Origin of the sequence: Pedobacter sp. ISL-64 (genome assembly GCF_018613605.1) — a bacterium.
Taxonomy (GTDB): domain Bacteria; phylum Bacteroidota; class Bacteroidia; order Sphingobacteriales; family Sphingobacteriaceae; genus Pedobacter.
The window spans coordinates 57,332-83,819 of sequence record NZ_JAGGPU010000005.1 but is presented as its reverse complement, the minus strand read 5'-3'; the positions used below and the strand labels follow the sequence as shown (position 1 = coordinate 83,819).

Annotated in this window: 24 protein-coding genes; 11 read left to right on the top strand and 13 right to left on the bottom strand. The window is 43.6% G+C overall.

Going from position 1 to position 26,488, the window contains the following annotated elements; genetic code table 11:
• Positions 1-28 precede the first annotated feature (28 nt).
• Entirely contained in the window at positions 29-1,135 is a 1,107-nt protein-coding gene (locus J7E57_RS06830) for a glycoside hydrolase family 105 protein (RefSeq protein WP_215126388.1), read from the top strand.
• Between the two features lie 401 nt (positions 1,136-1,536).
• On the opposite strand, the gene J7E57_RS06825 is transcribed toward J7E57_RS06830, so the two are convergent.
• The 3 genes from J7E57_RS06825 to J7E57_RS27240 form a co-directional block, all read right to left on the bottom strand.
• Positions 1,537-2,451 carry a helix-turn-helix domain-containing protein gene (locus J7E57_RS06825; protein ID WP_215126386.1) on the bottom strand — a complete coding sequence of 305 codons (915 nt, stop codon included), beginning with the start codon at positions 2,449-2,451 and terminating at the stop codon, positions 1,537-1,539.
• 42 nt (positions 2,452-2,493) lie between these two features.
• Positions 2,494-3,396 (bottom strand): SDR family oxidoreductase, encoded by a 903-nt coding sequence (locus tag J7E57_RS06820; RefSeq protein ID WP_215126384.1) that lies wholly within the window; start codon positions 3,394-3,396, stop codon positions 2,494-2,496.
• Between the two features lie 287 nt (positions 3,397-3,683).
• A complete protein-coding gene (locus J7E57_RS27240) occupies positions 3,684-3,920 on the bottom strand; it encodes a helix-turn-helix domain-containing protein (RefSeq protein WP_262897879.1) in 237 nt (78 codons plus the stop codon).
• A gap of 58 nt (positions 3,921-3,978) precedes the next feature.
• On the opposite strand from J7E57_RS27240, the gene J7E57_RS06810 reads away from it, so the two are divergent.
• The 3 genes from J7E57_RS06810 to J7E57_RS06800 all read left to right on the top strand — a co-directional run bounded on the left by J7E57_RS06810 (position 3,979) and on the right by J7E57_RS06800 (position 5,885).
• The gene (locus tag J7E57_RS06810; RefSeq protein ID WP_215126380.1) at positions 3,979-4,383 is read left to right on the top strand and encodes a VOC family protein; all 405 of its coding nucleotides are present in this window, start codon (positions 3,979-3,981) and stop codon (positions 4,381-4,383) included.
• A 409-nt stretch (positions 4,384-4,792) separates the two neighbouring features.
• Positions 4,793-5,476 carry a lipid-binding SYLF domain-containing protein gene (locus J7E57_RS06805; RefSeq protein ID WP_215126377.1) on the top strand — a complete coding sequence of 228 codons (684 nt, stop codon included), beginning with the start codon at positions 4,793-4,795 and terminating at the stop codon, positions 5,474-5,476.
• Positions 5,477-5,498: 22 nt separating this feature from the next.
• Positions 5,499-5,885 (top strand): hypothetical protein, encoded by a 387-nt coding sequence (locus tag J7E57_RS06800; RefSeq protein ID WP_215126375.1) that lies wholly within the window; start codon positions 5,499-5,501, stop codon positions 5,883-5,885.
• 166 nt (positions 5,886-6,051) lie between these two features.
• Here J7E57_RS06800 and J7E57_RS06795 read toward each other — a convergent pair whose 3' ends face one another.
• The 3 genes from J7E57_RS06795 to J7E57_RS06785 are packed head-to-tail and all read right to left on the bottom strand — an operon-like array spanning position 6,052 to position 11,535.
• Complete coding sequence (locus J7E57_RS06795) at positions 6,052-9,279, bottom strand: error-prone DNA polymerase (protein WP_215126373.1); 3,228 nt, start codon at positions 9,277-9,279, stop codon at positions 6,052-6,054.
• Between the two features lie 19 nt (positions 9,280-9,298).
• Entirely contained in the window at positions 9,299-10,795 is a 1,497-nt protein-coding gene (locus J7E57_RS06790) for a Y-family DNA polymerase (protein ID WP_215126370.1), read from the bottom strand.
• 2 nt (positions 10,796-10,797) lie between these two features.
• Positions 10,798-11,535 (bottom strand): ImuA family protein, encoded by a 738-nt coding sequence (locus tag J7E57_RS06785; RefSeq protein ID WP_215126368.1) that lies wholly within the window; start codon positions 11,533-11,535, stop codon positions 10,798-10,800.
• A gap of 25 nt (positions 11,536-11,560) precedes the next feature.
• On the opposite strand from J7E57_RS06785, the gene J7E57_RS06780 reads away from it, so the two are divergent.
• Entirely contained in the window at positions 11,561-12,238 is a 678-nt protein-coding gene (locus tag J7E57_RS06780; protein ID WP_251029827.1) for an alpha-ketoglutarate-dependent dioxygenase AlkB family protein, read from the top strand.
• Positions 12,239-12,402: 164 nt separating this feature from the next.
• On the opposite strand, the gene J7E57_RS06775 is transcribed toward J7E57_RS06780, so the two are convergent.
• Positions 12,403-12,783 carry a winged helix-turn-helix transcriptional regulator gene (locus J7E57_RS06775; protein WP_215126366.1) on the bottom strand — a complete coding sequence of 127 codons (381 nt, stop codon included), beginning with the start codon at positions 12,781-12,783 and terminating at the stop codon, positions 12,403-12,405.
• 81 nt (positions 12,784-12,864) lie between these two features.
• Between J7E57_RS06775 and J7E57_RS06770 the strand changes: the two genes are divergently transcribed.
• Complete coding sequence (locus J7E57_RS06770; RefSeq protein WP_215126364.1) at positions 12,865-13,611, top strand: SDR family oxidoreductase; 747 nt, start codon at positions 12,865-12,867, stop codon at positions 13,609-13,611.
• Between the two features lie 366 nt (positions 13,612-13,977).
• Here the strand turns inward: J7E57_RS06770 and J7E57_RS06765 are convergent, their stop codons facing one another.
• Both J7E57_RS06765 and J7E57_RS06760 read right to left on the bottom strand, forming a co-directional pair.
• Entirely contained in the window at positions 13,978-15,486 is a 1,509-nt protein-coding gene (locus tag J7E57_RS06765) for a RagB/SusD family nutrient uptake outer membrane protein (RefSeq protein ID WP_215126362.1), read from the bottom strand.
• 17 nt (positions 15,487-15,503) lie between these two features.
• Positions 15,504-18,557 carry a SusC/RagA family TonB-linked outer membrane protein gene (locus J7E57_RS06760; RefSeq protein ID WP_251029826.1) on the bottom strand — a complete coding sequence of 1,018 codons (3,054 nt, stop codon included), beginning with the start codon at positions 18,555-18,557 and terminating at the stop codon, positions 15,504-15,506.
• Positions 18,558-19,182: 625 nt separating this feature from the next.
• Between J7E57_RS06760 and J7E57_RS06755 the strand changes: the two genes are divergently transcribed.
• Positions 19,183-19,404 (top strand): hypothetical protein, encoded by a 222-nt coding sequence (locus J7E57_RS06755; RefSeq protein WP_215126360.1) that lies wholly within the window; start codon positions 19,183-19,185, stop codon positions 19,402-19,404.
• 182 nt (positions 19,405-19,586) lie between these two features.
• The gene (locus J7E57_RS06750; protein WP_215126358.1) at positions 19,587-20,210 is read left to right on the top strand and encodes a class I SAM-dependent methyltransferase; all 624 of its coding nucleotides are present in this window, start codon (positions 19,587-19,589) and stop codon (positions 20,208-20,210) included.
• A gap of 295 nt (positions 20,211-20,505) precedes the next feature.
• On the opposite strand, the gene J7E57_RS06745 is transcribed toward J7E57_RS06750, so the two are convergent.
• Both J7E57_RS06745 and J7E57_RS06740 read right to left on the bottom strand, forming a co-directional pair.
• Positions 20,506-20,685, bottom strand: a complete 180-nt coding sequence (locus J7E57_RS06745) for a PhnA domain-containing protein (protein WP_215126838.1) — start codon at positions 20,683-20,685, stop codon at positions 20,506-20,508.
• Positions 20,686-20,703: 18 nt separating this feature from the next.
• The gene (locus J7E57_RS06740; RefSeq protein WP_215126356.1) at positions 20,704-22,191 is read right to left on the bottom strand and encodes a PLP-dependent aminotransferase family protein; all 1,488 of its coding nucleotides are present in this window, start codon (positions 22,189-22,191) and stop codon (positions 20,704-20,706) included.
• Between the two features lie 77 nt (positions 22,192-22,268).
• Here J7E57_RS06740 and J7E57_RS06735 point away from each other — a divergent pair, with 77 nt between their 5' ends.
• From J7E57_RS06735 to J7E57_RS06725, 3 genes are all read left to right on the top strand, one after another.
• Positions 22,269-22,751, top strand: a complete 483-nt coding sequence (locus tag J7E57_RS06735; protein ID WP_215126354.1) for a TQO small subunit DoxD — start codon at positions 22,269-22,271, stop codon at positions 22,749-22,751.
• A gap of 93 nt (positions 22,752-22,844) precedes the next feature.
• Positions 22,845-23,882, top strand: coding sequence for an EamA family transporter (locus J7E57_RS06730; RefSeq protein ID WP_215126352.1), 1,038 nt, complete (start codon positions 22,845-22,847; stop codon positions 23,880-23,882).
• An 84-nt stretch (positions 23,883-23,966) separates the two neighbouring features.
• The gene (locus tag J7E57_RS06725; protein ID WP_215164944.1) at positions 23,967-24,785 is read left to right on the top strand and encodes a hypothetical protein; all 819 of its coding nucleotides are present in this window, start codon (positions 23,967-23,969) and stop codon (positions 24,783-24,785) included.
• Between the two features lie 387 nt (positions 24,786-25,172).
• Here the strand turns inward: J7E57_RS06725 and J7E57_RS06720 are convergent, their stop codons facing one another.
• Together J7E57_RS06720 and J7E57_RS06715 are read right to left on the bottom strand one after the other, a co-directional pair.
• Positions 25,173-25,805 carry a TetR/AcrR family transcriptional regulator gene (locus J7E57_RS06720; RefSeq protein WP_215126348.1) on the bottom strand — a complete coding sequence of 211 codons (633 nt, stop codon included), beginning with the start codon at positions 25,803-25,805 and terminating at the stop codon, positions 25,173-25,175.
• Positions 25,806-25,976: 171 nt separating this feature from the next.
• Positions 25,977-26,444, bottom strand: coding sequence for a response regulator (locus J7E57_RS06715; RefSeq protein WP_215126346.1), 468 nt, complete (start codon positions 26,442-26,444; stop codon positions 25,977-25,979).
• Positions 26,445-26,488: the final 44 nt, after the last annotated feature.

The following is a 26,488-nucleotide window of genomic DNA, read 5'->3' as shown; positions in this document are numbered from 1 at the left end:
AAGACTTTAAACCAAATTATAAATTTATATGTGTAGAAAATTAATTGCCTTATTTGTCCTTTTAACTTCATCCCAGTTCCTGTTTGCGCAGAACAATCTGCTAAAAGATTTTCCTCATGGATTTGGTCCGAAAGAAGTAGGGAAACGATTAGCTTACCGCTTTCTTGACAAAAAACATATGCTCCATGCGGGGAAATGGATCAGCTATCCCGAAACTTTCAATTGGACCGGAGCACTTAAATATGCTAAATTAACAAAAGATAAAGCGCTCTTGTCGCACCTAGAAGAAAGGTTTGAGAAACTAACTTCACAGGAAAAGCAACTATTGCCAATAATGAACCACGTTGATCTGAATATGTTTGGCAGCCTTCCTTTGGAATTGTATCAGATTACCAAAGATAAAAAGTATTTTGAGTTAGGCATGCCATATGCAGATACCCAATGGACGGTTCCGCAAAAAGCAAGTTTACAGCAAAAGGAATGGGCTGATAAAGGTTTTTCATGGCAAACCCGTTTGTGGATTGACGACATGTATATGATCACGATCGTTCAGGCCCAGGCCTACAAAGCTACAGGTGATAAAAAATATATCGATCGTGCCGCTAAAGAAATGGTGCTTTATCTGGATGAATTACAGCGGCCTAACGGTCTTTTCTATCATGCACCTGATGTGCCGTTTTATTGGGGGCGCGGCGATGGCTGGATGGCTGCAGGCATGACGGAGCTTTTGCGGTTGTTACCTAAAGATAATAAAGACCGTTCACGTATACTTAAAGGCTATGAAACAATGATGAAAAGCCTGAAAGATTACCAAAGACCAAGCGGAATGTGGAACCAGCTGATTGATGAGCCAGACTGTTGGGCCGAAACATCAGGATCGGCGATGTTTACCTATGCGCTCATCAGTGGGGTGAAACATGGCTGGTTAGATAAACAGGAATATGCTCCTGTGGCGCGGAAAGCCTGGCTGGCATTGGTACCGTACATCAACGAAAAAGGTGACGTGGCAGAAGTTTGCGTTGGAACAAATAAGAAGAACGATAAACAGTATTATTACGACCGTCCACGGAATGTTGGCGACTCGCACGGGCAATCTCCATACCTATGGTGCGTTTTTGCACTGTTGGAAAAGTAAACTATGGTAGCAATGTAAATAATTTTGATAGTTTATAATCAGGCAATCATCTGTATAACAAAAAAAATGATCTTTCGTGTGCCGTATTTGGTATAACGCCGGCAGATCTCATAGTAACGGCGAGTGCACACGGTGATAATCCTGGGGCATTGTCCCCGGGCTATCTTTTAAAATTGAGCAGTAGTCTCAACTCATGATCAAAAATGAAGCTTAAAGCACTCATGGTGAAATATTGAATGACAATACAGTCATTAAAGCCTAGGAAGAAGTAAGATTGGTATTTTCGTGGAGAATCTCACATATGCGTTATTTGGTTAAAAAAGCCACTAAATACCAAAAAATAAAACATTACTTTGGTAATGTTTGAAATTAAGAAGACTTAGGATAACTTTCCAATAATTTCAATTTAACAACTTCCTGAATTCCATAGGCGAAATATCAGTTTTAGCTTTAAATAATTTACTAAAAGACTGAGAATGCTCAAACCCCAATTCATAAGCAATTTCACTCACTGAAAGTTCAGTGGTTGAGAGTTTTTCTTTGGCTTTTTCAATTAACTTTTCGTGTATGTGCTGTTGCGTGGTTTGTCCGGTTAAAGTTTTTAAAAGACTCCGCATATAGTATTGCGACATATTGAATTTGTCTGAAAGAAGCTGAACACTCGGCAAACCTTGTTCTTTGAGATTATTTCCTTCGAAATAATCTTTGAGCAGAATTTCCAGTCGTTCTAAAAATTGATGATGCACTTTGTGACGCGTAATAAATTGTCGCTGATAAAATCTTTGAGAATAATTCAACAGCGTTTCCAGCTGAGAAATAATAATGCGCTGACTGAATTTATCAATGTTGGTTTGATATTCCTGCTTGATATTATCAGTGATTTGCTGGATTTTTATTTCTTCATCTTCGGATAAAAATAATGCTTCATTGACAGAATAATCAAAGAATTCATATTTCTTGATTGCGCTTGCCAATGGCGTATTCCAAAGAAAATCCGGATGAATCATCATCATCCATCCGGACGGATTTTTGCCATTCTCTTCTCGTATGACGCTCAGAATCTGATGTGGGGCCATACAGAACATCACGCCTTCATCAAAATCGTAATCCTGCTGCCCGTATCTGTATTTATGATCCATATCTCTTTTGACAGAAATCATATAAAAATCAAACATCAGACGCTGCTTTCCACTTTCCAAAGCCGGTGCCATATCTTCAAAATTAATCACACTGATGAGCGGATGTTTTGGCTTTGGTAAGCCACGTAAAGTATGGAATTGGGAGATGGTTTTTATTCTTAATGGCGAATCAGACATCAGTTAATATTTAATCAAATTTAATGAATATAAAGGTACAGACTATTTTACCTTAGAGAAATAAACGTCATTTTGCAAATCTTCCATCAAAGTCGGATGTTGAGGATTCCAATCTAATGTCGCCTTAGTTGCTTCACTTGAAGTCAGATTACTAAGCTTTGCAAAGTGTGCAAACCAGCCGAAATGTTCTGCTGCTTCATCGTTTGTTAGGGAAACAAGTGGAATCTGCAATTTTTCTGCAATAAAAGTTGCAATGTCTTTAAACGGAATTCCCTGCTCTGCAACTGCGTGATATCTTGTTCCGCTTATAAAAGGTTTTTCCAAAGCTAATCGGTACAATTTTGCTGCATCTAGTCTGTGGACAGCAGGCCAAAAGTTACTGCCATCATTAATAATCGCAGCCTTTCTTTTTTCTTTTGCAATATTAATCGAGGTCGGAACAAAACCAATTACATCTCCTTTGCCATGAACAGATGGAGAGAGTCTTACTACGGCAACTTTCACACCTTTTGCAGCTACGGCATCGGCTGCATTTTCTGTTGCAATTCTGGGATGCGGATTGTTTGCGGAGAGATCTTTTTCAGTTGTGATTCCGTCTTTTGAAAAAAGTGCAGTTCCTGAAGTGATGAGAAAAGATTTATCTGTTCCCAATAAAGCTTCGCCTATTGTTTCAATTACTTTTCCATCGAGTTTACACATTTCCTCGAATCTGGTAAAATCGTGGACAAATCCTAAATGAATCACTGCATCTGAAGCGATAGCTCCTGATTTCAAACTTTCAAAATCGTTTAAATCTCCGCGGTGTGCTTCTGCGCCGGCTGCAATCAATTTGTTTACTGATTCTTGCGAACGCGCCAATCCTAAAACCTGGTGTCCATTGGCTAATAATTCCTGTACTACGGCAGTTCCTACGAAACCTGTAGCGCCTGTAACAAATACTTTCATTTTGATAATAATTTAATGAAACAAAGTTCAGATTTCGTTTCTGTACTCTTGTAGCCGAAAAGTACTTTCTTGTAGCCAAAAATTTAATTAGATGACTTCCTGAATTCCAAATAGATTAACCTGTGAATTTTTCATACAATGGTGGTCATCATTAACAATGTAGCAGGTTAGTTTCATACTTAAATGTTGGTATAAACATTTTGGTTTAGATCTATTGCCTTAACGGATCATCATATACTCTTCTTTTTTTATTGTTTCTAGGAAGTGTTGCCGTTACGTTTCCTTATCTACGAAGACATTGCCTTAAATTCGTTAGGTCTCATGTTTGTCAACTGGTGAAAATTATTGCTGAATGCTGATATATTGGAGTATCCGATCTCATAAGCAATTTCGGTCATGTTAAGGTTGGTGTCATTAATTATTTCCATCGCCCTAATAATCCTTAACACTTGAAATTTCGTTTGAACCACACAAATTACCACTAACCGAATTTTTGGACACAAAAAAAATGCTATACCTGACATACTGTTGTCATCATGCCATTGCACTTTCGCGAATATTAATTTAAAAACAAAAAGAAAGATGGGTAAATCAAATTTAGTATCAATGAGAATCATTACAGCTGACATAAGACGATTAGTTCAGTTTTTCGAGGATGCAACAGGAACAATGGCCGAATGGGCAACAGATGACTTTGCGGAGGTTAAATCGGAATCTTTTACTTTGGCAATTGGAAGTACACGAACATTGGCTTTCTTTGGAGAAGGCGTTGCGCAACCTGGAGATAACAAAAGTATTATTATTGAGTTCCTTGTTGAGAATGTAGATGATGATTACGAAAGGATTAAAGATTTAACTAGCGACATTGTTCAGAAACCGACAACAATGCCTTGGGGTAATCGTTCTTTATTATTTCGTGACCCAGACGGTAATTTGATTAATTTTTTTACTCCCATAAGTGACAAAGCGAAAAAGAAATTCGCATAAAAAATAAGCCATCCGCTACAAACAGTTCAATCTTCATTACCATTAACGCAGCGCCAGGGCTTCATGGTTTGTTCATGTTTGGCTTCTAATTTACAATATACATATTGGTTATCATTTGGTTAGTAAATAAGCCGCAACAGATGTTGCGGCTTATTCTGTTTTATTCCCATGAGGCCAGTTAAGCTGTTGTAATGTTCAATAACTCAATATTGCCTTATATACAACGCCGGTATAGGTTTTGTTTTTCGTTATATTGTTGAATTTTTATTGAACCAAAGGGGATTTCTCACAGAAAGGTAATTTACCTGTAGACCGTTCGGGAAAACAAATAAAAGGTATAATATTGCATTTCCGGACCGTTTGTAAGAGCAGATCTGCTCGAATAATGCCGGTTATTTTTTCGATATATATGAACATAATCAATTTGATCAAGCTGAATCTCGCTGTGCTCTGCTGCGTAGCATTACTATTTCCTGACATGGCCGTTGCGCAGAATAAGGAGCAAAAAAGAATAAAGGCTTCAGTCCAGGTGCTTTCGGGTTTTGGGAAAATGAAAGAATCTATTCCCTCAAGACTGCTTGAGCTTACCCAGGGCATTGTTATTGTCCCAAAGCTGATTAATGCAGGTTTTGTGATCGGAGGAAAACGTGGAAGGGGCATTGCTATGGTGAAAAGGGCAGACGGCTCCTGGAGCAATCCTGTATTTGTAACCATTACCGGCGGAAGTGTTGGTCTTCAGGCAGGTGTACAGTCGACTGATCTTGTGCTTGTTTTTACCCATGCCAATAGTCTGACTGCGATCAAGAAAAGCAGCTTTACCCTTGGTGGTGATCTTTCTATTGCGGCAGGTCCCCTGGGACGGAGTTCTGCAGTGAATACAGATTACAAACTCGATGCCGAGGTGTATTCCTATTCCCGTAGTAAGGGGCTTTTTGCAGGGCTCTCCGTAAATGGCGCATCGCTGGAGATTGATGCCGCTGCAAATGCTGTGGTATATGGTAAAGATATGGATGTTGCGGAAATCTTTGCTTCCGGTGGGGATCCTGATGATGAAATAGGAGAACTTAAAGCTGCGCTTACGAAAATGAAATAATTGAATTATTATGCTTATGATCATGAAGAAAATCATTTTTGTTTTATTGCTGGCAATCGCTGGTTTTTCAGGTTATGCACAGACCTATCAGGGTATCACAAGTAAGAATAAGACTTATCTGGAAACACTGAAAGGAGTGAGTTATACATATAAGCAAGGGGTTGTTACCTTGAAGAATAATGGAAAGTATGATTTGGGTACCATAAGTATAGTCGTTTCATCTAAGGTGGACAGTACTTTGTTCGGGATTGCCTTGTTTGAAGAGGGGCTTGAGAAAGGGACTACTGTTAAGGCTGATGTTTATTTTACTGCAGGCCTGGGCAGTGGTGTTCATGAGGTTTCGTTAAAAGATATTGATCAGAAGAATCTGGTGCTGTCTTTTGATAAGGCGACCAGAGCTGTGAGGTGATTGCTGTATGGGAAAAGTATGGGAGGGTGAAAGTCAGGTGGTATTTATATCTTGATTTTTAAACAGATCATATGATATAGTTATGGACAAATTCAAACAGGTAAAGGATTGATCGCTTCGGTTGAAGCTGATGTAGGAAATTTTATGATGGTGGAAACGGTGCAGCTTACTTGAAATTTCTACCTCCCGGAATGGCTGAGGCTACTGGAGCACCTTTATCTGGTACATCTCTGTTGCCGGAGTATGGTGCGGTCCTTTCATCAGATCTGGAGAAAGCGACTGCCGGGAAACCATTATTTTCTTCCCTGTCCATTGATCGGAGCAGGCTGGTGAGATCAAAGCAGCGTTTAACGATTACGTGGATCACTTCGCCTTCTATCTGCAGCTTTCCCTCAACCATAAGTAATCTGGACTGGATGATTTCTTTTCGGAATTTTTCGAATAGGTTTTCAAATACGACCAGGTTGGTAAATCCTGTTTCATCTTCAATGGTGATAAAACATACGCCTTTGGCTGTTCCCGGCCGCTGACGGACCAAGACGAGACCTGCTACTTTGACGGTCTGTCCGTCTTTTGCCTGAGCAAGGTCTTGAGTTGGCAAAACGCGGAGGAGGCTTAACTGCCCGCGCACAAAACTGACCGGATGTGCTTTTAGTGATAGGGATGTTGAGGCATAATCCTGGATCACATGCTCGCCTTTGCTCATCAGGGGTAGGGTGGCCTGCATTTCCAGGCTGCTTTCTGAAGGCTGATTTTCAAAGAGTGCAACCGGCCGGTCGGCCATGGCGGATACTTCCCAAAGGGCCTGTCTTCTGTCCAGACCAATGGAACGGAAGGCATCGGCATCGGCAAGCCGTTCCAGTGCCGATAAGCTGAGCCCGGCATCCATTAGCTCGTGGATATGACCGTATGTTTTTTTTCTGCCATTGGTCAGGAATTCGATATCTTCAGCATTCATGCCCTTGATCTGTCTAAAACCTAGGCGGAGTGCATGATGTTTTCCAGATCTTTCTTCCAACTGGTTGTCCCAGTCGGAATAATTGATGTCAATGGGCCTGATTTCCACACCATGTTTTTTGGCATCGATGACGATCTGGGCAGGCTGGTAAAAGCCCATGGGCATACTGTTGAGCAGGGCTGTGGCAAAGACATCGGGATAATAACATTTGAGCCAGCAGGAAACATAGACCAGCAGGGCAAAACTGGCTGCATGACTTTCTGGGAAGCCATAGCTTCCAAATCCTTCAAGTTGTTTGAATACGCGTTTGGCAAAGTCCTCGGTATAACCTTTGCTGGTCATGCCGGTGATGAGTTTTTCTTCAAACTTGGTCACCATGCCCTTGGCCTTAAAGGTGGCCATGCTCCTGCGCAGTTCATCGGCTTCTGCTGGGGTAAAACCTGCGGCAACAATGGCGATCTTCATGGCCTGTTCCTGAAAGAGGGGAACGCCTAATGTTCGGTGAAGGATATCTTTTAACTCTTCGGAAGGATATTCTACGTTTTCTTCTCCATTACGTCGTCTTAAGTAAGGATGGACCATATCACCCTGGATGGGGCCTGGACGGACAATGGCTACTTCGATCACCAGGTCATAAAAGCATTTGGGCCTTAACCGTGGGAGCATGGACATCTGGGCACGGCTTTCGATCTGGAAAACGCCCAGGGTATCCGCATGGCTGATCATTTCATAAACCTTGGGATCTTCATTTTCGTTGATCTTGGCCATGGTCAGATCAAGGTTATAATGCGCTTTGGCCAGATCGAATCCTTTTCTGATGCAGGTAAGCATGCCAAGGGCAAGTACATCGATTTTGAGAAAGCCCAATGTGTCGATATCATCTTTGTTCCATTCGATATTGGTTCGCTCTTCCATACGGGCATTGAGGATAGGGCAGAGGTCGGTCAGTTTGCCCCTGGTGATGACAAAGCCTCCTGTATGCTGACCCAACTGTCTTGGAAAGCCCATCATCTGGGCGGTAAGGCTAAGCACTTTTCGAAGCAGTGGATCATTCGGGTTGAGGCCCTGTTCGGTAAGTTTTCCGCCCTCGAACCATTCATCGGTAAATTCCCAGATGGAGGAAGAGAGCCGGTTAATGGTATCCACCGATAGCCCCATCACTTTACCCACATCGCGGATCGCGCCTTTCTGGCGCTGCTGGGTGACGGTGGCTACAATGGCTGCGCGGTCGCGTCCGTATTTACTATAGATGTACTGGATTACTTCTTCCCTGCGTTCATGTTCAAAGTCCACATCAATGTCGGGCGGTTCGTTGCGGGCGGAAGAGATAAAGCGTTCAAATAAAAGATCGAATTTGGTGGGGTCAACCGAGGTAATGCCCAAACAGTAACAGATGGTGGAATTGGCAGCAGAGCCGCGTCCCTGGCAAAGAATATGCTGGCTTCTTGCAAAACGCACAATATCATAAACGGTGAGAAAATAGGAAGCAAAGTTCATTTCCTCTACAAATTTCATTTCATGGCTGATGTTATCGGTTACTTTTTTAGGTAGGTGTTCACCAAAGATTTCATGGGCGCCTTTCATGGTCAGGTATTCCAGTTCTTCCTGCGGCGTCCTTCCTTCTGAGGTAATTTCTTCGGGGTAGATGTATTTCAGGCTATCCAAACTGAAGGTACAGGCTTGGGAGATTTTTACCGCATTTTCCAGCGCATCGGGATATTGGCGGAAAAGCCTTTTCATTTCTTCTTCGGGCTTTAAGTGCCGCTCGGCATTCTGGAAAAGTAGATAGCCTGCATTATGGACGGTACATTTTTCCCTTACGCAGGTCAGCACATCCTGCAGTTCACGTCTTTTGGGGTTGTGGTAATAAACATCATTGGTTGCCACCAGTGGAATATCGTTTTTTTTGGAGGTTTCTGAAAGGCGGAACATCCTCTTCTGGTCTCCTCCCTGATAGCTCCTGTTAATGCCTAGGTACAGGTTTTCCCCGAGTGCCTCTTTGTAGCGCTGAAGGTCTTCATAAAAATCCACCTGAAAATCAAAATTCTCTGAAAGGCTATCGGGCGCGATGGCGATGAAAATAATACCTTTTGAATATTCGAATATATCTTTTTTATAGAGTTCACAGCTACCTTTTTCGGTGCGAAGGTTGCCAAGGCTGAGTAGTGCAGACAGCCTTCCATAACTTTCGGTGTCCGTGGGATAGGCAAGCAGGGATGCACCGTCCATGAGGTTTAACCTGCAGGCAGGGATGAGCTTGATACCAGGTTTTCTGGCAGCGGCGTGTGCACGCACGATCCCTGCAAGGGTATTGTGATCGGTAATGGCAATTTTTTTATAACCCATCTTGGCTGCTTCTTCCACGATTTCTTCAGGGTGCGAAGCGCCGCGGAGGAAGCTAAAGTTGCTGGTGACCTGAAGTTCGGTATATTCCATCGCTTTTCTTTTTTAGGGTTTATGCAAAAAAGCCATGGATAAACCAAGCCGAGTTTTCTGCTGCGTAGTGGCCTGAGCGGAAGAGCCAGTAACGGTTCCCTTTTTCATCTTCAACGGTATAGTAATCGCGGTGTTCTCCTTCTTCCAGCCACCAGGCACGCTCAAGTCTTTCTGGCCCGTCTGCTTTTTTGATGCTGTGGCGCACGCCTTGGTAGATAAAGAGCATGGGCGGATAATCGGGGATAGGTGCGGTAACCTCGATGCGTTCCGGTCTTGGAAGCAGCTGTATGGGGCGGTTCAAGGGATTATGGAAACTTATTCCGCTGTCTTCACTGAGATCTTTAGCCTGTTTAACTGCCCTTTCCGGCCAGTAGTCTGCCCTGGGCAGATAACGGTGGATGGCGTTTTTACCCACTTTTCCAGCCACGCGGTCCAGTAATTCTGCTAGCGGCTGGCTGTCAAGGCCGGCCTGACCGGCCCAGATTTTTTCCTGTGGACGTTCCATTTTTTCGGTCTTTTCAGCACTTAGCGTGAAAAGCTCGATGCCCATGCCAGGTGCAATTCCAGAAATGTTGAGCGCAAAGAGTTTCATCAGGTGTATGGGATCATCACTTGGACGGTTGGTGCCGATAGCAGTTGATATTGTTTTTCCATCTATCCGGTAACCTTTCAGTGCTGCTTTTCTCAGGCCCAGGCCTTCTTTTTTAAGTCTTAAACAAAGTTTATCGAGCAGTCTTTCGATGGCGATTTCAATAGCCTTGGCGGTGCGGATAGGCTCCAGGCAGGCCAATCTTTCTTCGAATTCCAGAATGGTCGTAATTGGGATGAAAGCCTCAGATTCATCGCCCATGGCCTGTGCTATTTTGGTGAGCAGGTTCTCGCCAAACCTTCTGCGCAGGGTACTGCGTGGCATCTGGATAAAGCGTTCGATTTGGTTTAAGCCCAGTTTGTGTAGTTTTTCAGTGATTTCATCGGGGATCCTGAGCGCTGCCGGTGAAAGGGGAAGTAAAGCAAAGTGTTGCTGGTATGGTGCTACGATCTCAGCTCCTTTACCATACCGGGACAGTGCCCAGGAAGTACCAATGGTGTTGGCGATTGCCGCTTTTATGGTATAACCTGATGACTGGAGTCTGCTGGTGATGTGTTTAAGGTAGGCTTCTTCTCCGCCCCATAAATGACTGCATCCCGTGATGTCGAGCAGGATGCCATCAGGATCGGTAGAAGAGAGCGGGGTATAACGGATGGCCCATCTGGCAAGGCCTTCGAGCAGTTTTTCTTTTCTTCCCGGTTTTTCATCAAAAACTTCGAGCTCATGGACAATGGCACGCGCATCGGCAAGTGGCATTCCGTTATGGATGCCCTGGGCGTTTGCTTCCTTGTTTGCAGCGATGACCATCATACGGCCGTGACTGGCTCCAGTACATACCATGGCCCGTTCTTTCCATTCCGGGCGGCGGATGGTCTTCCAGTCCGTTAGCAGAAACGGAAACCATATGCTTAAGAATCGCTTTGTCATCTTTATCCTGCCTGTAGTTCATGGATAGGTAAGGCCCTGATGTTTTCTTTTTGTGGCTGCTCGAATGTGCTGCCAGACCAGTATACCTTAAAGGTGCCACCCTCGCCGTTACGCACTTTTAGCAGTTCTGCTTTCCAGCTGGGCTGACCAACGCCCGGCATGCCTTCGGGCAGTATGCTGGGCAATGGGCTGATCTTCCAGCGGGCTAAACAGGTGGTATTGGAAAGAATCCTGGGGTTTTCCCTTAAGAACAGGGCGGTGGTCTTGCTCTTTTCGATCACCAGCTGAAATCTTCTGGAAGTGGCAAAATTCAAGTCCGGGATTTCTGAGACCACAGCAGCGAGCCCTTCGCACTTAAGTGCTTCTTCGGTTACCCATAAGAGTTCTTTTTCATTTTGCAGGTCAATAAAGATGATCGATGCAGTATTCAGCGAAAATCTTTTGGCAGCCGGCGGGAAGAATTTTCTGGAGGCACTGATCCAGATACAGGGACTGCCGTCTTTCATCAGTGTGGACAGTATCCCGCTGATAAAGCCATTGCTGGCCGCGGTCTGTTCTCGGCTTTCCGATACGAATTCATGGATGCCTTGCAGGGGAAAGCTGTGGCCTGGAAAAGCAGGTGCAAAAAGCTCAAGACCTGAGGTATTCTGTTGACTTTTGGATACGGTCTTATAACCCTGCATGGAAAGGATCTGCTCCCTTAAGCCCTCAATGACCTGTTTTTTTGCTGCCTGTTCCATAATCAACCTCCTTTTTTAGAATTACATGGACAAATATAATGCTAAAAATATTAGTATTTTAAAATTATTTTGCACATTTGTGTTGGATATGGAACAGCTGAGTTTTTTTAGGGAATCAGGCCAGACACAAGGGCTGCCAAAAGAGGTGCTGGAGTATATGCCAGGATTTATTGATATTGAAGAGGCAGACCTTTTGCTTTTATCTTTTATTTCAACTACACCCTGGACGCAGAAGATAGTGAAGATGTATGATAGAGAGGTAATTACCCCCAGACTTTCTGCATGGTACGGAGATCCTGAGGGAACAGATTACAATGTTCTTGGGAAATCCACACCTTTGCCATGGACGGCTGAACTTTTAAAACTGAAAGCTTCGGTCGAAACAACGGCAGGGATCAGCTTTAATAGTGTGCTGCTTAATTATTACCGCGATGGACAGGATTCGGTTGCCTGGCATAGTGACAACGAAACGGTTATGGGTTCACACCCCGTTATCGCATCTGTGTCTTTCGGGCAGGTGAGGGGTTTTGATATCCGCCGGAAAACTGATCACGCTGAAAAATATACCGTCAGGCTTGAACATGGTTCGCTGCTATTGATGAAAGGAGATCTACAGACCATGTGGGACCATAGGATTGCAAAATCAACCCGACCGATGGGGCCAAGAATCAATCTGACTTTTAGAAAAATCATTGGGGCTTAAAATTCACATATAATCTCATGATTTCAGATCATTATATTTCTATTGCTGAGAAGGCAAAATGTCAATCCCCGGTTCCAAAATTGGTCATACTTCTCTAGCTTTCCTTTTGCACTGGTTTTTTCGCCAGGACTTGATGGACAGCATTGCTGTAGTCATTGACCTAATCAGGCAGTTCCTCTTAAGCGTTGCCTATGGCTTTTGCCCCATCTGATCATTTCCAGGATGATGCTGCCAAAAGACAGGCAGTACTCAGTTGTAGTATATTCAATGCTTACCGGAGTATCGTCTATCACCGTTCTTTTGATCAGCTGGTTTGCCGTCATTTCTTTTAATTCCTTACTTAGCATCCGTGTGGTAATTCCTGGAATGCTCCTTTCAATATCCCGGAATCTTTTATTGCCGTTACAGATCGAATTGATGATCGGCAGTTTCCATTTGCCTCCGAGCACATAAAGCGTATCCTGTAAAGCCTGTACCTCTTCCTTTTGGTTGCGTGGATCGGACAGTACTTCTGTCTCAATCTGATTTCTGTTTTCTTTTTCCATTACTGGTATACTCTGTTATACTGGTTACAAAAGTATATCAATATTGCTATATTTTTGTCGGTACAAAATTATTTTTTTATCATGAACAATTTAATAGGAAAAAAAGCGCTGATAACCGGCGGAAACAGTGGCATCGGATATGCTACAGCTAAAGAATTAAAAGCAATGGGTGCAGAGGTAATCATTACTGGAAGAAGAAAAGATGCCGTTGAAAAGGCTGCCGCAGACCTTGGTGTGATAGGTTTGGTAGCCGATCAGAGCCAGATCACGGCAATAGAAAGATTGGCCAGCGAGGTAGAAACAATCTTCGATAAAATTGACATCTTGTTTATTAACGCGGGCGTAGTAGAGCAGAGCAGCATTGAGGATGCTACTGAAAAAGTTTTTGACAAGATTTTTGATATCAATTTTAAAGGCGCTTATTTTACTCTGAGCAAATTTATCCCATTGCTGAATGATGGCGGTTCTGTGGTATTCCTTTCTTCAAACACTGCACACATGGACGGGGCGAGCAGTTCAATCTACTCTTCAAGCAAAGCAGCACTAAACTCGGTAATGCGCATTGCAGCGGTAGAACTTGCACCGCGCCAGATCCGCGTGAACAGTGTGAGCCCTGGCCCTATAGCTACAGAAATTATGAACAAAATGGGGCTTAGCGAAGAACAGTTAGCAGACATTAACCAATGGATGATCGGCCGCATTCCGCTCGGCAAAATCGGAAAATCTGAGGATGTGGCCAAAATGGTTACCTTCTTCTGCGGTGATGCTGCCGCTTATATTACCGGTGCGGAAATCGTAATGGACGGGGGTATGAGCCTGAAAGCTTAAAGGTGAAAAATGCTTCTACCTTTAGGCAATGGTGAATTTCAAAAAAGTGTTGAAGAACAAGGTTGGAGGGAAATATCGGAAAAATAAGATTTTAACCAGCAAGGTCTTGACACGGGTTGGCTATTTAAAAAATAGGAATTACCAATACCTACGATACCATTTGTACAGTTACACCGTAATAATTAGTGGGATCGATCTTTTCGGCCTTGACCTTCCATGAGTACTGTGCCTTCGAACAAAATGTAAAGCTGGTCGCCGGAAGAAAAAATACTAATACGCTCATCACGGTTAATCTTGTTTCGATCATGATGCAGGTTACAAAGCGGATAAGCCTGAAATCGATCAGGCTTATCCGCAAAAAAAAAATTAATAGCCCGGGTTTTGAATGAGGTTCGGGTTTCCAAGTTGGTTATCAGGAATGGGGAATACCAGGTATTTGGATTCACTGGCAGGTTTTTCCTGCCAGGCAGCCAGGAATTTCCCAAAGCGGATCAGGTCCTGTCTCCTAAAGCTTTCCCAATAAAGTTCTCTTCCCCTTTCATCAAGGAGATTATCAAGGTTCAGGGCGGTAAATGCCGAAGCGCCCCTGGTGGCCCTGATCAGATTAACGGTAAGGAGTGCCTGTGCCGCCTGCGAAGTGCGCAACTGCGCTTCAGCTTTCATTAACAGTACATCGGCATAACGGAAATAAACCCAGTCATTATCCGGTTTTTTTGATCCGGTATTGGCGTAGTCAATGGGATATTTGATTACTCTTATCCCGGCAACTTCCAGGTGGTTGGGATCACGTTCTATAATGCTTACCTCGGGGGTAAAGGCCAAGGGATTTCCTTTCCTGTCTTTTAGTGCAACACCGTTCTGATCTACCTGTTGGCCTACCAAAAAACCTATCCTGATCCCAGAGATATTGGTCTGGCCTGCATAGCTTCCGCCTCTTCTTTGATCGGCTGCTTCGAATTTATTATAGAAGTTGGATAATGTAGAAAAACCATTATAGCCGTTCGGATTCTGATTATAGTGTGTTGTGCATTTCCACATCCCATCCAGATCGCTTCCTGAAGACCCTGCAATATTCTGCGCTGTAAATATATTTTCTTTCGATAGCATATCATTGGTAGGTGCAAAATTATCAAAATAATTTGCCGAGAGTGTGTAGCCGCCTAAGGCGATTTCGTCTGCAAGCGATATCACCTTTGCCATGTCGGCTGCATCAAAAGTTGGTGCTGTACGGTTTAAAAATGCCCCTTTGTTCAGGTATACTTTCATCAACAGTGTCCTCGCGGCGTTTTTATTTGCAACATTCGCCGGACCAGCAGGCAGATCCGGGATGATGGCTGTTAATTCGCTGATCAGATAATTAATCTCGTCAGCTGCATTTCTAACACGTGAGGGCTTGGTTACATCTTCACCGGCATCCCGGTAAGGCACCTGTCCCCATCCATCCAGTATCGAAAATTGCGAGAAGGCACGCAAGAAACGGGCCTGTGCCGCCTGGCTGGGCGTTGGACTGCTGCCTAAAACACTTGTTGCAACGTAGCTGATACTGTTTAAATCCCTGAATACATCCGATATCCTGGAATGGTCCGGCGCCCACTTATGCAGATGCAGGGAACGCCATGCACCGTTATCATCCCAGTCGCCGGCACGTGTAGGTACAATTGCCTCATCTGAGGTTACTTCCTGTAGGGCAGACCAGTTCCAAGGGGCCTGATAAGGACCTATCATGGCTGCATAACTTGCGCCCAATACGCTTGCAACATTTCCTGATGTTACCCCTGAAGTGCCGACCTGGCCGTTCAGGTCCTCGTTTAGTTTGGTACAGCCCGATAAACTTAAGGCAACCGCTACAAAACCGATAATACTTTTATTTTTCATGTCCTTGTGATTAAAAATTAAAGAGAAAAATTAACACCAAAATTGAAAGTCCTGGCAGTAGGGTAGGCAGTATAATCTATACCGGCCGATGGTACCCCACTTACACTTTTGTTTACGTTTACCTCAGGATCGAAACCCGTATAGTTGGTAATAACAAAAAGGTTCTGGCCGTTAACATAGATGTTCAGGGATTTGATCGACCTGCCGATATTACCGATATTATAACTGATGGTTGCATTAGCCAGTTTGACGTAGTCTCCTTTTTCGATGTACCTCGAAGATGCTGCGATAGGGTTGGCGAGCGATTCTGCAACAGGTAGGCTGACCAGGGCTGATGAAATATTGCGCGTACCTAAATTTGAAATAGCCAACACTGAATTTGCTGTGTTATTGTAAATGCTCTGACCAAATGCGCCATTAAAGTTGGCTGAAAAAGAAAGTTTCTTATACCTTACATTTGTGCTTAATCCCATAATTACCTTAGGGTTGGGGTTGCCTACATAATAATTGGTAAAACCGTCATCGGTATACAGGGAGAATCCATTTGCGTCTAACCCGTTATACTGCCTGGTAACCATTGCAAACAATGGCAAGCCGTTTTGGATTACCTCAGTAGTTACCCCGCTCAAACCCTGACCGTTTAGTGCACCTGTTTTGATAATTCCCGATATGTTCTGGACTTTATTTTTAATGAAAGTTGCATTACCGGCTAAACTCCATGTAATGTTGTCGTTGTCGATAATCGTTCCATTAAGGCTCAACTCAAGCCCTTTATTGATGATCTGCCCTGGTAAATTTACCCATGTAGGTACATTGCCACCCACTGCAGGTACGAACGAAATCTGGGGAAACAACAGGTCGTTAGTGGTTTTGTTAAAATAATCGATAGATCCGGTAAGCTTATTTCCCAGAAAACCAAAATCAATCCCAACATTTGTCTGCTTATCAGATTGCCATTTTAGGTTCGGATTTGCATTGTTAATGGCAATTAAGGTCGGCTGGCCGTTGGTGTTGCCAAAATCATAACGTTGTTGTGCAGATCCTGATGGAAAATCCTGGTTACCGGTTTTGCCATAGCCAACCCTGAATTTGAGTTGGTCTAACCAGTCGGCATCACTAAGGAATGCTTCTTTTTTGATGTCCCAGGCAGCAGCAAACGACGGGAAATAACCATAACGGTTGGATTTTCCGAATTTGGTCGAACCATCTGCCCTGAAAGTAGCTGTTAATATATATTTACTATCGTAATTGAAGATTGCCCTTGCAAAATAAGACTGTAATTCGGTTGTGGGATTGTTAAAGGCTGCTAATGTACGGTTTGCAGGCGCAGTAGTCTGGAATGCATCCGTATAATCTGCCGCGATATCCCCAAAGCCTGTAGCGGTATTGATTGTGCCTTTGTTTATGAAACTGGAATATTCATAACCGATGATGGCATTTAGATTCAGTTTGTTTACAACTTCTTTGTTAAAATTCAATGTATTTGTAAACTGCTGTGTGATGAGTTCTGTAGTTGAATAACTCGCAAAACCGCCAAGAAAATTACCGTCTGGCTGTATGCCCTGTAAATTAAGAAAACTTCTTGTCGACGCTCTCCTTATCCCGCTACTGTAATTTACGCTCGCCAGCATCCGGTACTCCAGCCATGGGGCAATTTTGTAATACGGAGAAATACTGCCCAAAATGGTAGATACCTTGGTCTTATCGCTATTTGCAGCCAGGGCAGCAAGTGGGTTTATGGTTGTAGACCCATAATCGATAAACAGACTGCCATCTGGTTTGTAAAACGACTGTGTTGGGTTCCAGGACAAGGCCTGACTGATCAGACTTCCTGTAAAGCCCGCATCCGTAGTGATCGGTGCTATATTTTCTAAATACTGATTGCTGATCATGTTTACATCCAGCCCCAGTTTTTTACTTTCCAGAAATTTAAAATTACCGTTAAAGCCTGCACTGTACTTTTTAAAATCCGTTGATTTAATGATTCCCTGCTGATCCTGATAGCCCAAAGAAGCGCGGAAAGTGTTTCCATTATTGCCCCCGCTTATCCCTACAGAATAATTTTGGTTGTAAGCTGTACGGGTAATGGCATCCAATGCATCTACATTACTACCGAAATCGCCGGTGGTGAGGTTATATTTTTTTAAAGCCGCGCGGTATTCATCACCGGTTAAAACATCTACTTTTCTGGCTATACTGCCAACGCCTGCTGATGCGCTGATGTCGATTTTGGTTTCACCTGATTTTCCTCTTTTGGTGGTAATCAGCACCACGCCATATGCAGCGCGCGAACCATAAATTGCGGTTGCCGATGCATCTTTCAGGATTTCCATCGATTCGATATCAGCCGGATTGATAAAATTCAGCGGGTTGCCGTCAGGAGTGGTACCCGTACCGGCACTGGCAGTTAAGCCCGCTACACCCGCATTGGTAGATGGCCTGGCAGACCTGCCATCCAATGCGACACCATCTACGACATACAATGGCTGTCCGGTACCCGTTATTGCAGAATTTCCCCTGATACGTACTGTTGAAGCCCCACCCGGTTGACCGCTATTGTTTATCATCTGTACACCGGCAACTTTGCCCTGAATTAACTGATCAGGGGCATTTAGCGGCCCTTTATTAAAATCTTTAGCCGAAACGGTTGTAGCAGCCCCGGTTAAATCGCTTTTCCTCACCGATGCATACCCAACCACCACTACTGCTTCCAGGTTATTTAGGGACGCCATAGTGATATTGATTACGGTTTGGTTATTGATACTTACGGTTTGTGTTTCCATACCAACAAAGCTGAAAGCAAGCTGCGCAGAGCCAGAGGGGACGGTAATGGAATACTTACCCTCAGGATCTGTCTGTGCTTTGGCTGTACCTGGTTTCACCTGGACGGTTACACCGGCCATCGGCAATTTATCGCTGTCGAGCACTATGCCCCTAACTACACTTTGTGCAAAAGCCGATGCGCTGATGAACAGCATGCAGCAACTTATCATAATAAGTTTCCGTAAAGAATACAACCCGGGCCTGTTTGATAAAACAGGCCGATTGCCTTTTGGTAAAGTAATGTTCATAACTGATTTATTATTTTGGTTAGAAAAAAATTAACTGCTTTTAAAAGGTTGCCTGTAAGCTAGGGTGATTTGTTCTTTCTGATCTTGTTCATGATATTTAGTTTTAGTTAGTTATTTAATGGGATTAGGTATTGATGATCATTGGGCGATGGGCCGGGTTTTGTACAGCGCATCGCACTACAGATTGACAAGGTAAAACATCGGTGCTGTGCTCTTTTAATGTAATCCGGTTGGAAATAAGTCCGTTCAGCTCGTCAGCGCCACTTTAAAGCTTCGGGAATAAGTCCGGTACACTATATTCTCTTTACACCATGTACGGTTCTTCATTGCAATAGATGGTCGTCCTGTACCATGCTTTGCTTCATCAACTTTTTGTTCCCCGTCAAAAAGTATTAAGGTAACTGCTAGGAAGGGAAAGACTAAAATGGCTTTGGTGTATCTCATAACTCGTTATTTGGAATACAGTTTTGTTAAATTACTAAAAATGTAGTATACATAAGTATATCATGTATTTTTTAGTTTTGTGAGCTGTATTTTTTTGCTGTCTATTTAAGCTTAATAGAAGGATGTTTTTATTTGGTTAGCTGTAGGAGAATGAACTTGCTTGACAGTTGCATAAGCTTTTATGTCTGAGAACAAAACATGGGAAAATTTAAAGAATTCTTATACACATATCAACAGGAATACGCCGCTTGGGGAATTGGAATGTTTAGCCGGTGGACAGCCTGTCAAGGATGAAAATGGCGGGTCAGCTGTTGTACTGAAGATTGAGATAATAAGACGCCTGAAAGAAAAGAATGTCAACCTTAAGCTTTCCAAGATCCCGCAGACCATCCGTAATGGATGATCCTATAAAGAAAATTTTCAATTCCCTACAAGTAAACCGCCGAACTTGCCTCTTTTTTTTGAGCGGCTTTTTTGTGTACGTTTCAAGGCCTAAGTTAGGCCGGGTGTCAATGTTCTCTGGATTTTAGTAATAATTTTTCCTTAAACTTAATTCTGCGCCCCTAAAAATTTTAGATTTGTTGAATGAGCGGATTTAACAGGCAGGCTGATCTACAGGAGCTTTATGGGAATATCGATATTTATCTTTTTGATCAGCTATTAAAGGGCACTTATAATGGCTGTAAACGTATTTTAGATGCTGGCTGTGGTGGGGGAAGGAATGTTCATTTCTTCCTGAAACAGGGATTTGAAGTGTTTGGGGTTGATCAAGATCCAGGTGCGATTACAGAAATTCAGCAACTTGCGTCGAAGTTTGCACAAGGTTTGGCCACTGATCATTTTGTCGTGGCAGAAATTGATGAGCTGCCTTTCGAGGACAATAGTTTTGATCTGGTGATAAGCAGCGCAGTACTGCACTTTGCCAGAAATCTGCAACATTTCGAGAAGATGTTGGGTTCTATGTGGCGGGTGCTGAGAAAGGATGGTTATTTTTTCTGTAGACTGGCATCAGACATTGGCATTGAGTCATCGTTGCATTTTGTGGGCAATGGCAGGTATATCCTGCCCGATGGGTCTGAGCGGTTTCTGGTCAATCAGGAAACGCTGCTTACATTGACGCGGAAACTTGGCGCTACATTGCATGAGCCGATCAAGACCACTGTTGTGCAGAACATGCGGAGTATGACAACATGGTGCCTGCGAAAATAGACTCTGCCTATCTTGATATCACTATACGCATGTTTATACTATACCAGGTTTAAAAAAGTAAGGTTGCACCAGTTGCATAAAATTAGCGGTGCTTTGCGTCAATAACGGATCGGTTGACTGATCTTGACTGGTTAAGTTGGCGGGGCAAGATCGATAGCAGGTCTGTATTCATGTATTTTTCGTATAATCTATTATTTTTTACACAGGAATATACCCTTGCGGCGATTTTTAATGATGTTTCTTATGCCGTTGACAATATCTCGAAAATGCCTAAAATGTTGAGCCCTGAAGAATTTTATGCTTTTAAAAAGGTGCGTAACCAGTCAGCCTCTTCATCATTTTCCATAAGGCGGATTCTTCTTACAACTGTGCCCTTTTTGACCTGAAGGGAAGAGCCCCTGACTTTCAATGTTTTCATCACTACAACCGAATCTCCATCGGCAAGTAAATTGCTATTTAAATCCTTTACTTCTATATTTTTATATTTGAGCGCTCAGGATAATTTGAATATTGCCTTTTTTAAAAGCATCACAGCCTCGAACAGTTCTTCGTTGTTCAGTGATGCAAACCCCAACCTGATGCTTGGTTGCCAATTGGTTTTATCATGATAATAATCTTTGCCAGAGCTGATGGTGAGCCCCATTTCAGATGCATTTTCGGCAACCCGCATGGGGTCAATTCCTTTCATGAAGGTAATCCAGACAGCAAAACCTCCATCAGGGACCCTAAAGGTCATATAGCCCTTTAAATGTTCGTCGAGAAGGTTGCATAAGGTATCTCTTCTCTGCTTGTAAAGCCGGTTTGCTTTTTTGAGGTGCCGACTAATATCGCCACTAGCTAAGAGGTTGGCCATTGCCTCTTCCATCAATTGTTCTCCCTGCCTGTCGATGAGTTTCCTTAAAAGCGAAGCCTCCTGCAAAAGGTTTTTTGGAGCAACCATAAATCCCATTCTTATTCCTGGGGCGATGGTTTTACAGAAAGAACCGATATAAATCACGCTTCCATAATCGTCTGCGCTTGCTAAAGGCATTATCGGACTGCTTGCGTAATGGAAGTCGAAATCATAATCATCTTCGATAACAGCAAATTTATATTTTCTGGCAAGCTCCAGTAGCCTCATACGGCGCTCTGGACTCAAGGTTACTGTTGTGGGGGTATGGTGGTGCGGAATTACATAAACTATTCTCACCTTTTTTTCCTTTTTGCAGATATCCTCAATGCTGTTTATATCAATACCATGGTCATCTACTGGGGCCAGGGCTAGTTTTGCCCCGGCCTCCAGGAAAATTTCATTGGCACCCGAGTAGCCTGGGTCCCCTACAATAACTACATCGCCTGCCGAGAGCAGGATCTGCGCGGTCAAAAAGATCGCCATCTGTGCACCCCTGGTGATCAGGATGTCTTCTGGTGCGGCCCTTAGCCCTCTTGTTTCGTAAAGGAATGACGCCAGTTCTCTGCGTAGGTTTTCTGATCCCTGTTCGGGCCCATACATCAGGAATCTATCAGTAAAATGGTAAGATGCAATCCGGCGGTACTCTCGGGCCAATAGTTCCAGTGGAGCGATCCTGGTGTCGGGAAAGCCATCATTAAAGATCAGGTTTCCCTGTTTTGCGGGAAGGAAGGGGGCGATGTTAGTTATTTTTCTTTTAACAGGGAAAAGGGTTTCCTTGTTTACCCCTGATGGGCCTGTTCCTTTGTGTACAGGCCTTGGCGCGATATCGGGAAGTACCGCTGAAACGAACATCCCTCTATTCTTTAAAATATCAGTATAACTCTGTGCATAAAGTTCCTGATAGGCGGCGATAACGGTTTTACGGTGAATTTCAAGTGTTTTTGCCAATATCCTCGTAGGGGGAAGGGCCCCGCCAGGTTTTAGGATGCCACGGCGCATTAAGTCGATGAGTCCGTTAGCCACCTGTAGGTATATTGGAAACTGGACTGAGCGATCAATCTTCAGGTACTGTAAAACCAGTTTTATCATGGACTACTTAGTTTGCAATAAATGGACTACTAATATAGTCCATTCGCTCCGTATTTTTATGCTAAACAATGAAACAGATGAAAAAATTAAATCTTACCGACTTTGTATCCTTAGCCCTCCGATTGGCAATCTCAGCTGGTTATATCTGGGAAGTGGCCGATAGGCTCGGCTTTCTTGGGAAACATGGCAGTGCGCATGTGGGCTGGGGCGATTGGGATCATTTTATGAAGTACGCAGGGGAGGTGATGTCGATGCTTCCGCATCACTTTGTGCCGGTACTTGCGGTAATTGCCACCATTTTGGAAGGATTATTCGGACTGCTCTTACTGGCCGGTTTGTTTACTCGGGCTGCTGCAATGGGGAGCGGACTGTTGAGCTTATGCTTTGCGCTTTGTATGGCCCTCTCATTTGGCATTGAATCTCCGATAGGCTATTCTGTTTTTACGCTGAGCGCGGCGAGTTTCCTTCTTGCTCTTCAGCCCAACTGTTTTTGGAGCCTGGACGGATCCTCTTTATTCCGCCACGTTCTTAAACAGTCGGGCACAACCGGGGTAGATTAAAAAGTAAAAAAACGCCGGGCATTCCAAAAACGGTCAGTAGTGATCAAGAGACACAATGCACTTTACCTATGGTTTAACAATATAAAAATCAAAATGATGAACACTAAAAAATCTATCGGCCCAAAAGTTATATGGGTAGCTGTCGCCTTTGCAATAGTTTATGTTGTATGGGGCTCAACGTATTTTTTTATCCAAATGGCAATCAAGGGAATCCCGCCAATGATGATGGGGGCAATCCGCTTTTCTCTGGCAGGTATACTGCTACTGGCCTGGTGTGCTTTTAAAGGAGACCGCTTGTGGGTAAGGAAAGACATTATCACCTCTGGAATCACAGGGCTTTTATTATTGTTCGTGTCCACCGGTATTGTGATATGGGGCGAGCAGAGCCTTCCAAGTGCGCTGGTAGCAATTATGGTTTCGGCAAATCCGATCTGGTTTGCAATTCTGGACAGGGCAAACCGGAAAAATATTTTTGGAAACAAGATGACTATAATAGGCATCATCATCGGTTTTTCGGGAGTCATCCTGTTGTTTAGCGAGGCACTGACCAGATCAATTTCGGGTGCTATGGGCAACAGCAGTCTCATTGCGCTAATCATGCTGTTTGCTGCACCGGTAGTTTGGGCCCTGGGTTCGTTGTACTCAAAAAAGAGAGAGCGGACCCTTACCTCACGCGTGGGTACCGCCTGGCAGATGCTTATTGCGGGTCTTGCGTTTGTTCTTGCAAGTGCGTTGCGTTCGGAATATCATACATTTCATTTTGCCATGGTGCCGCTCTCATCTTGGCTCGCGCTCGGTTATCTGGTGATTTTCGGGTCAATCGCTGCGTTTAGCGCCTATGTATGGCTACTCTCTGTGAGGCCAGCCACCCAGGTGAGCACCCATTCTTATGTGAACCCGGTGATCGCCGTACTATTGGGTTTTCTTTTTGCCGGTGAGCATATTTCAATTGTTCAGGTATTAGGCCTGCTTGTGATACTGGCAAGTGTGCTTTTGATCAATCTTAAAAATTATTCCTTTGGGAAGCGGGCCTATTCAGCTCTTGGAAAAAAAACAGAAGGGATATCCGGACCGAAGCGCAGAAGTATGAATATTGAAAGGTTCAAACCAATTGTAATGGTGTACAAATAAGTTTAATAACTCACCGTATCAACGATCAACATCAATCTGGCCGAGGCTCATTTGCTCAGGGTAGGTGCTAACCACAAAAATAATATGACCAACAATACGAACTTATGCACTGCCTGTGGAACGCAGTACGCCCCGGACAGGCGGTTGCCAGAATTTTGTCCCATCTGTGAGGACGACAGGCAGTATATCCCACCCACGGGGCAAGGTTGGATTGGCATGGATAGACTTAAAGAAAAATATACTGTCAATATTACCAGCCTTAATGAGTCTCTTTACTGTCTAAAGGTCCAGCCTGATTTTGCCCTTGCCAACCGCGCGCTCTTGGTCAATACACCCGAGGGAAACCTTCTTTGGGATTGTATTTCTCTATTGGACGAGCAGACAGCTGGGTTTATCAATGCTATGGGCGGGCTAAAGGCTATTGTAATTTCTCACCCACATTATTATACTTCGATGAACGAATGGGCGCGAGAATTCGGCTGCCCAATTTACATCCATTCGGAAGACCGCCGGTGGCCGGTTTACCCGACCGGAAACATCAGGTTTTGGGAGGGACACGAGTTTTCTTTATGGGATGGGATCAGGATCGTCCATACCGGTGGGCACTTTCCGGGAAGCTGTATACTTCATGTCCCCGGCATGAGCGAAGGTGGTAGTGTTTTGTGCGGTGATAGCCTTTATGTATCCCGGAGTAGGAAGCATCTCGCCGTGATGTATAGTTATCCCAATCAGATCCTTCTTGGCAGGGATGAATTCCATGTCTTCTTTGAAAGGACGGCAGACCTTGAGTTCGATACTGTCTATGGGGCTTTTGATAATCAGGAGATAAAGGGGAATGCCATGCAGATCTTCCGTAATTCGATGCTGAATTACCAGAGATGCTACGGGCTGGAGGGCAATTAATGTAAAAGGAATTGTTTTGTACAAAAAAAGCGGCAAAGTAATTGTCGCTTTCCAGGGTTAATTGCTGTTCAGAGAATTTGATCAGTAGCAGCCGGCATTGCACCTGAAAAGCAAAGCTGAATATCTCCAAAAGACGCGCTGAAACGCTTAAATTCCATCTCAATGACTGAAGATCATATCGAATACAATTTTAACGCTTGGGCCTTTATTTTGGCCTGAACTTAAAAAATTAAAGGGAATTACTTGTTAGGAAAATCCTGATCCATAAATCAGCACGTACAGTTTGACCCGGAACGTCAGTTTGCAGCGAAACAGGGTGTCAGCTTAAACGCGGAATGCGCGTACACTTTTACCGAAATACCCAACTACAAGCTTATTTAGAAATGGCTACAGGTATGCCCATTCAATGATTTGTTTAATGGTCTTCTTTATTTCGGCCTGCGCTTCCTCTTTCCTGATATCAACTCCACAGATCAGGCCATTATTCGTATGGGCAATCAAGGTAATGTAATATATACCCCCAATTAGAAGGGCAGCAACCGGCCTGATGTTTTTGTCTTTATCTTTAAAGTATTCGTCAGTAAGTTCACTAAAAAACTGCTCTCCAAGAGATTCACGTCTCTCATTCAACTCCTCTAGCACTTTTGAACTTTCGCACACCCCCCAACTGATGATCTTTCGCATTTCTTCATTTGCAATTAAAGAATCGAGCTGATCTTCCAATAAATGATACAACATTTCTTTGCCCTGATCGCTTCTGTTTTGCTCGATTATTTCTTTGGACTGATCAATATTTGCAGTATAAAAATCGCTATTGTTCAGGTATTCCTTTACCAGGCCTTCCATACTGCCGAAATAATCATAAACCAATTTCCGGTCTACTTCGGCTTTTAATGCTACTTTGCTAACGTTTAAGCCGGTAAAACCGTCATTTTTTAAGATTTTACCAACAGCGGCCAGCAGTTTTTGTTTTGTCCATTCTTTATTTCTGATGGGGCCGCTTGTAGGTTTTCTTGTCATTCGGGGGGTTTGGGTTACAACAATTTCTTGATCTGGAGATTATCCAAATATATATAATGCAGCGCTGATTGTTCCATGTTTTCAACAGAACACATTGAAAGGGTACTATTTTGCTGCATTGCTTTTTAACAATTTGTTAATTTATCCCGTTTCAGCAACTAAATAAAGCCACTATATATTTTTGGCTTTTACCTCTTGCAACACATTTTTTATTACGGTTTTGATCTTTGGAAGAAGACCGCTGTTGCTGCGTTTTTCTGAAAGCAGGATGCTGATGAGACGAGTGATTTCCTGAATCGAAAATGGTTTTTCCAATATCGCATCGCAACCATAATCAGACAGTGAAAATAGTATTTTAGTGTAGGCAGAAATGATGATGACCGGGATGTACTCAAATCCATCGATAACGCGGATGGCACTACAAAGCTCTCCTCCGTTCCTTTCGGGCAACATATAGTCCAAAATGACCGGATCCGGACGGTAATGCTCAATTAGTTTAACCGCTTTCTCCGGATCATGGCAGCCCTGGCATTGACAACCGTACAACTTAAGAATTTCTTGCAGCGTTTCCAGTAACACCAGGTCATCCTCTACAATAAATATTTTTTTTGTTATCCATAATCTTCTCCTTGTTAACATCAGATATTTTTTGAAAATCCTTCAATCACCGGTCGGATAGGTGC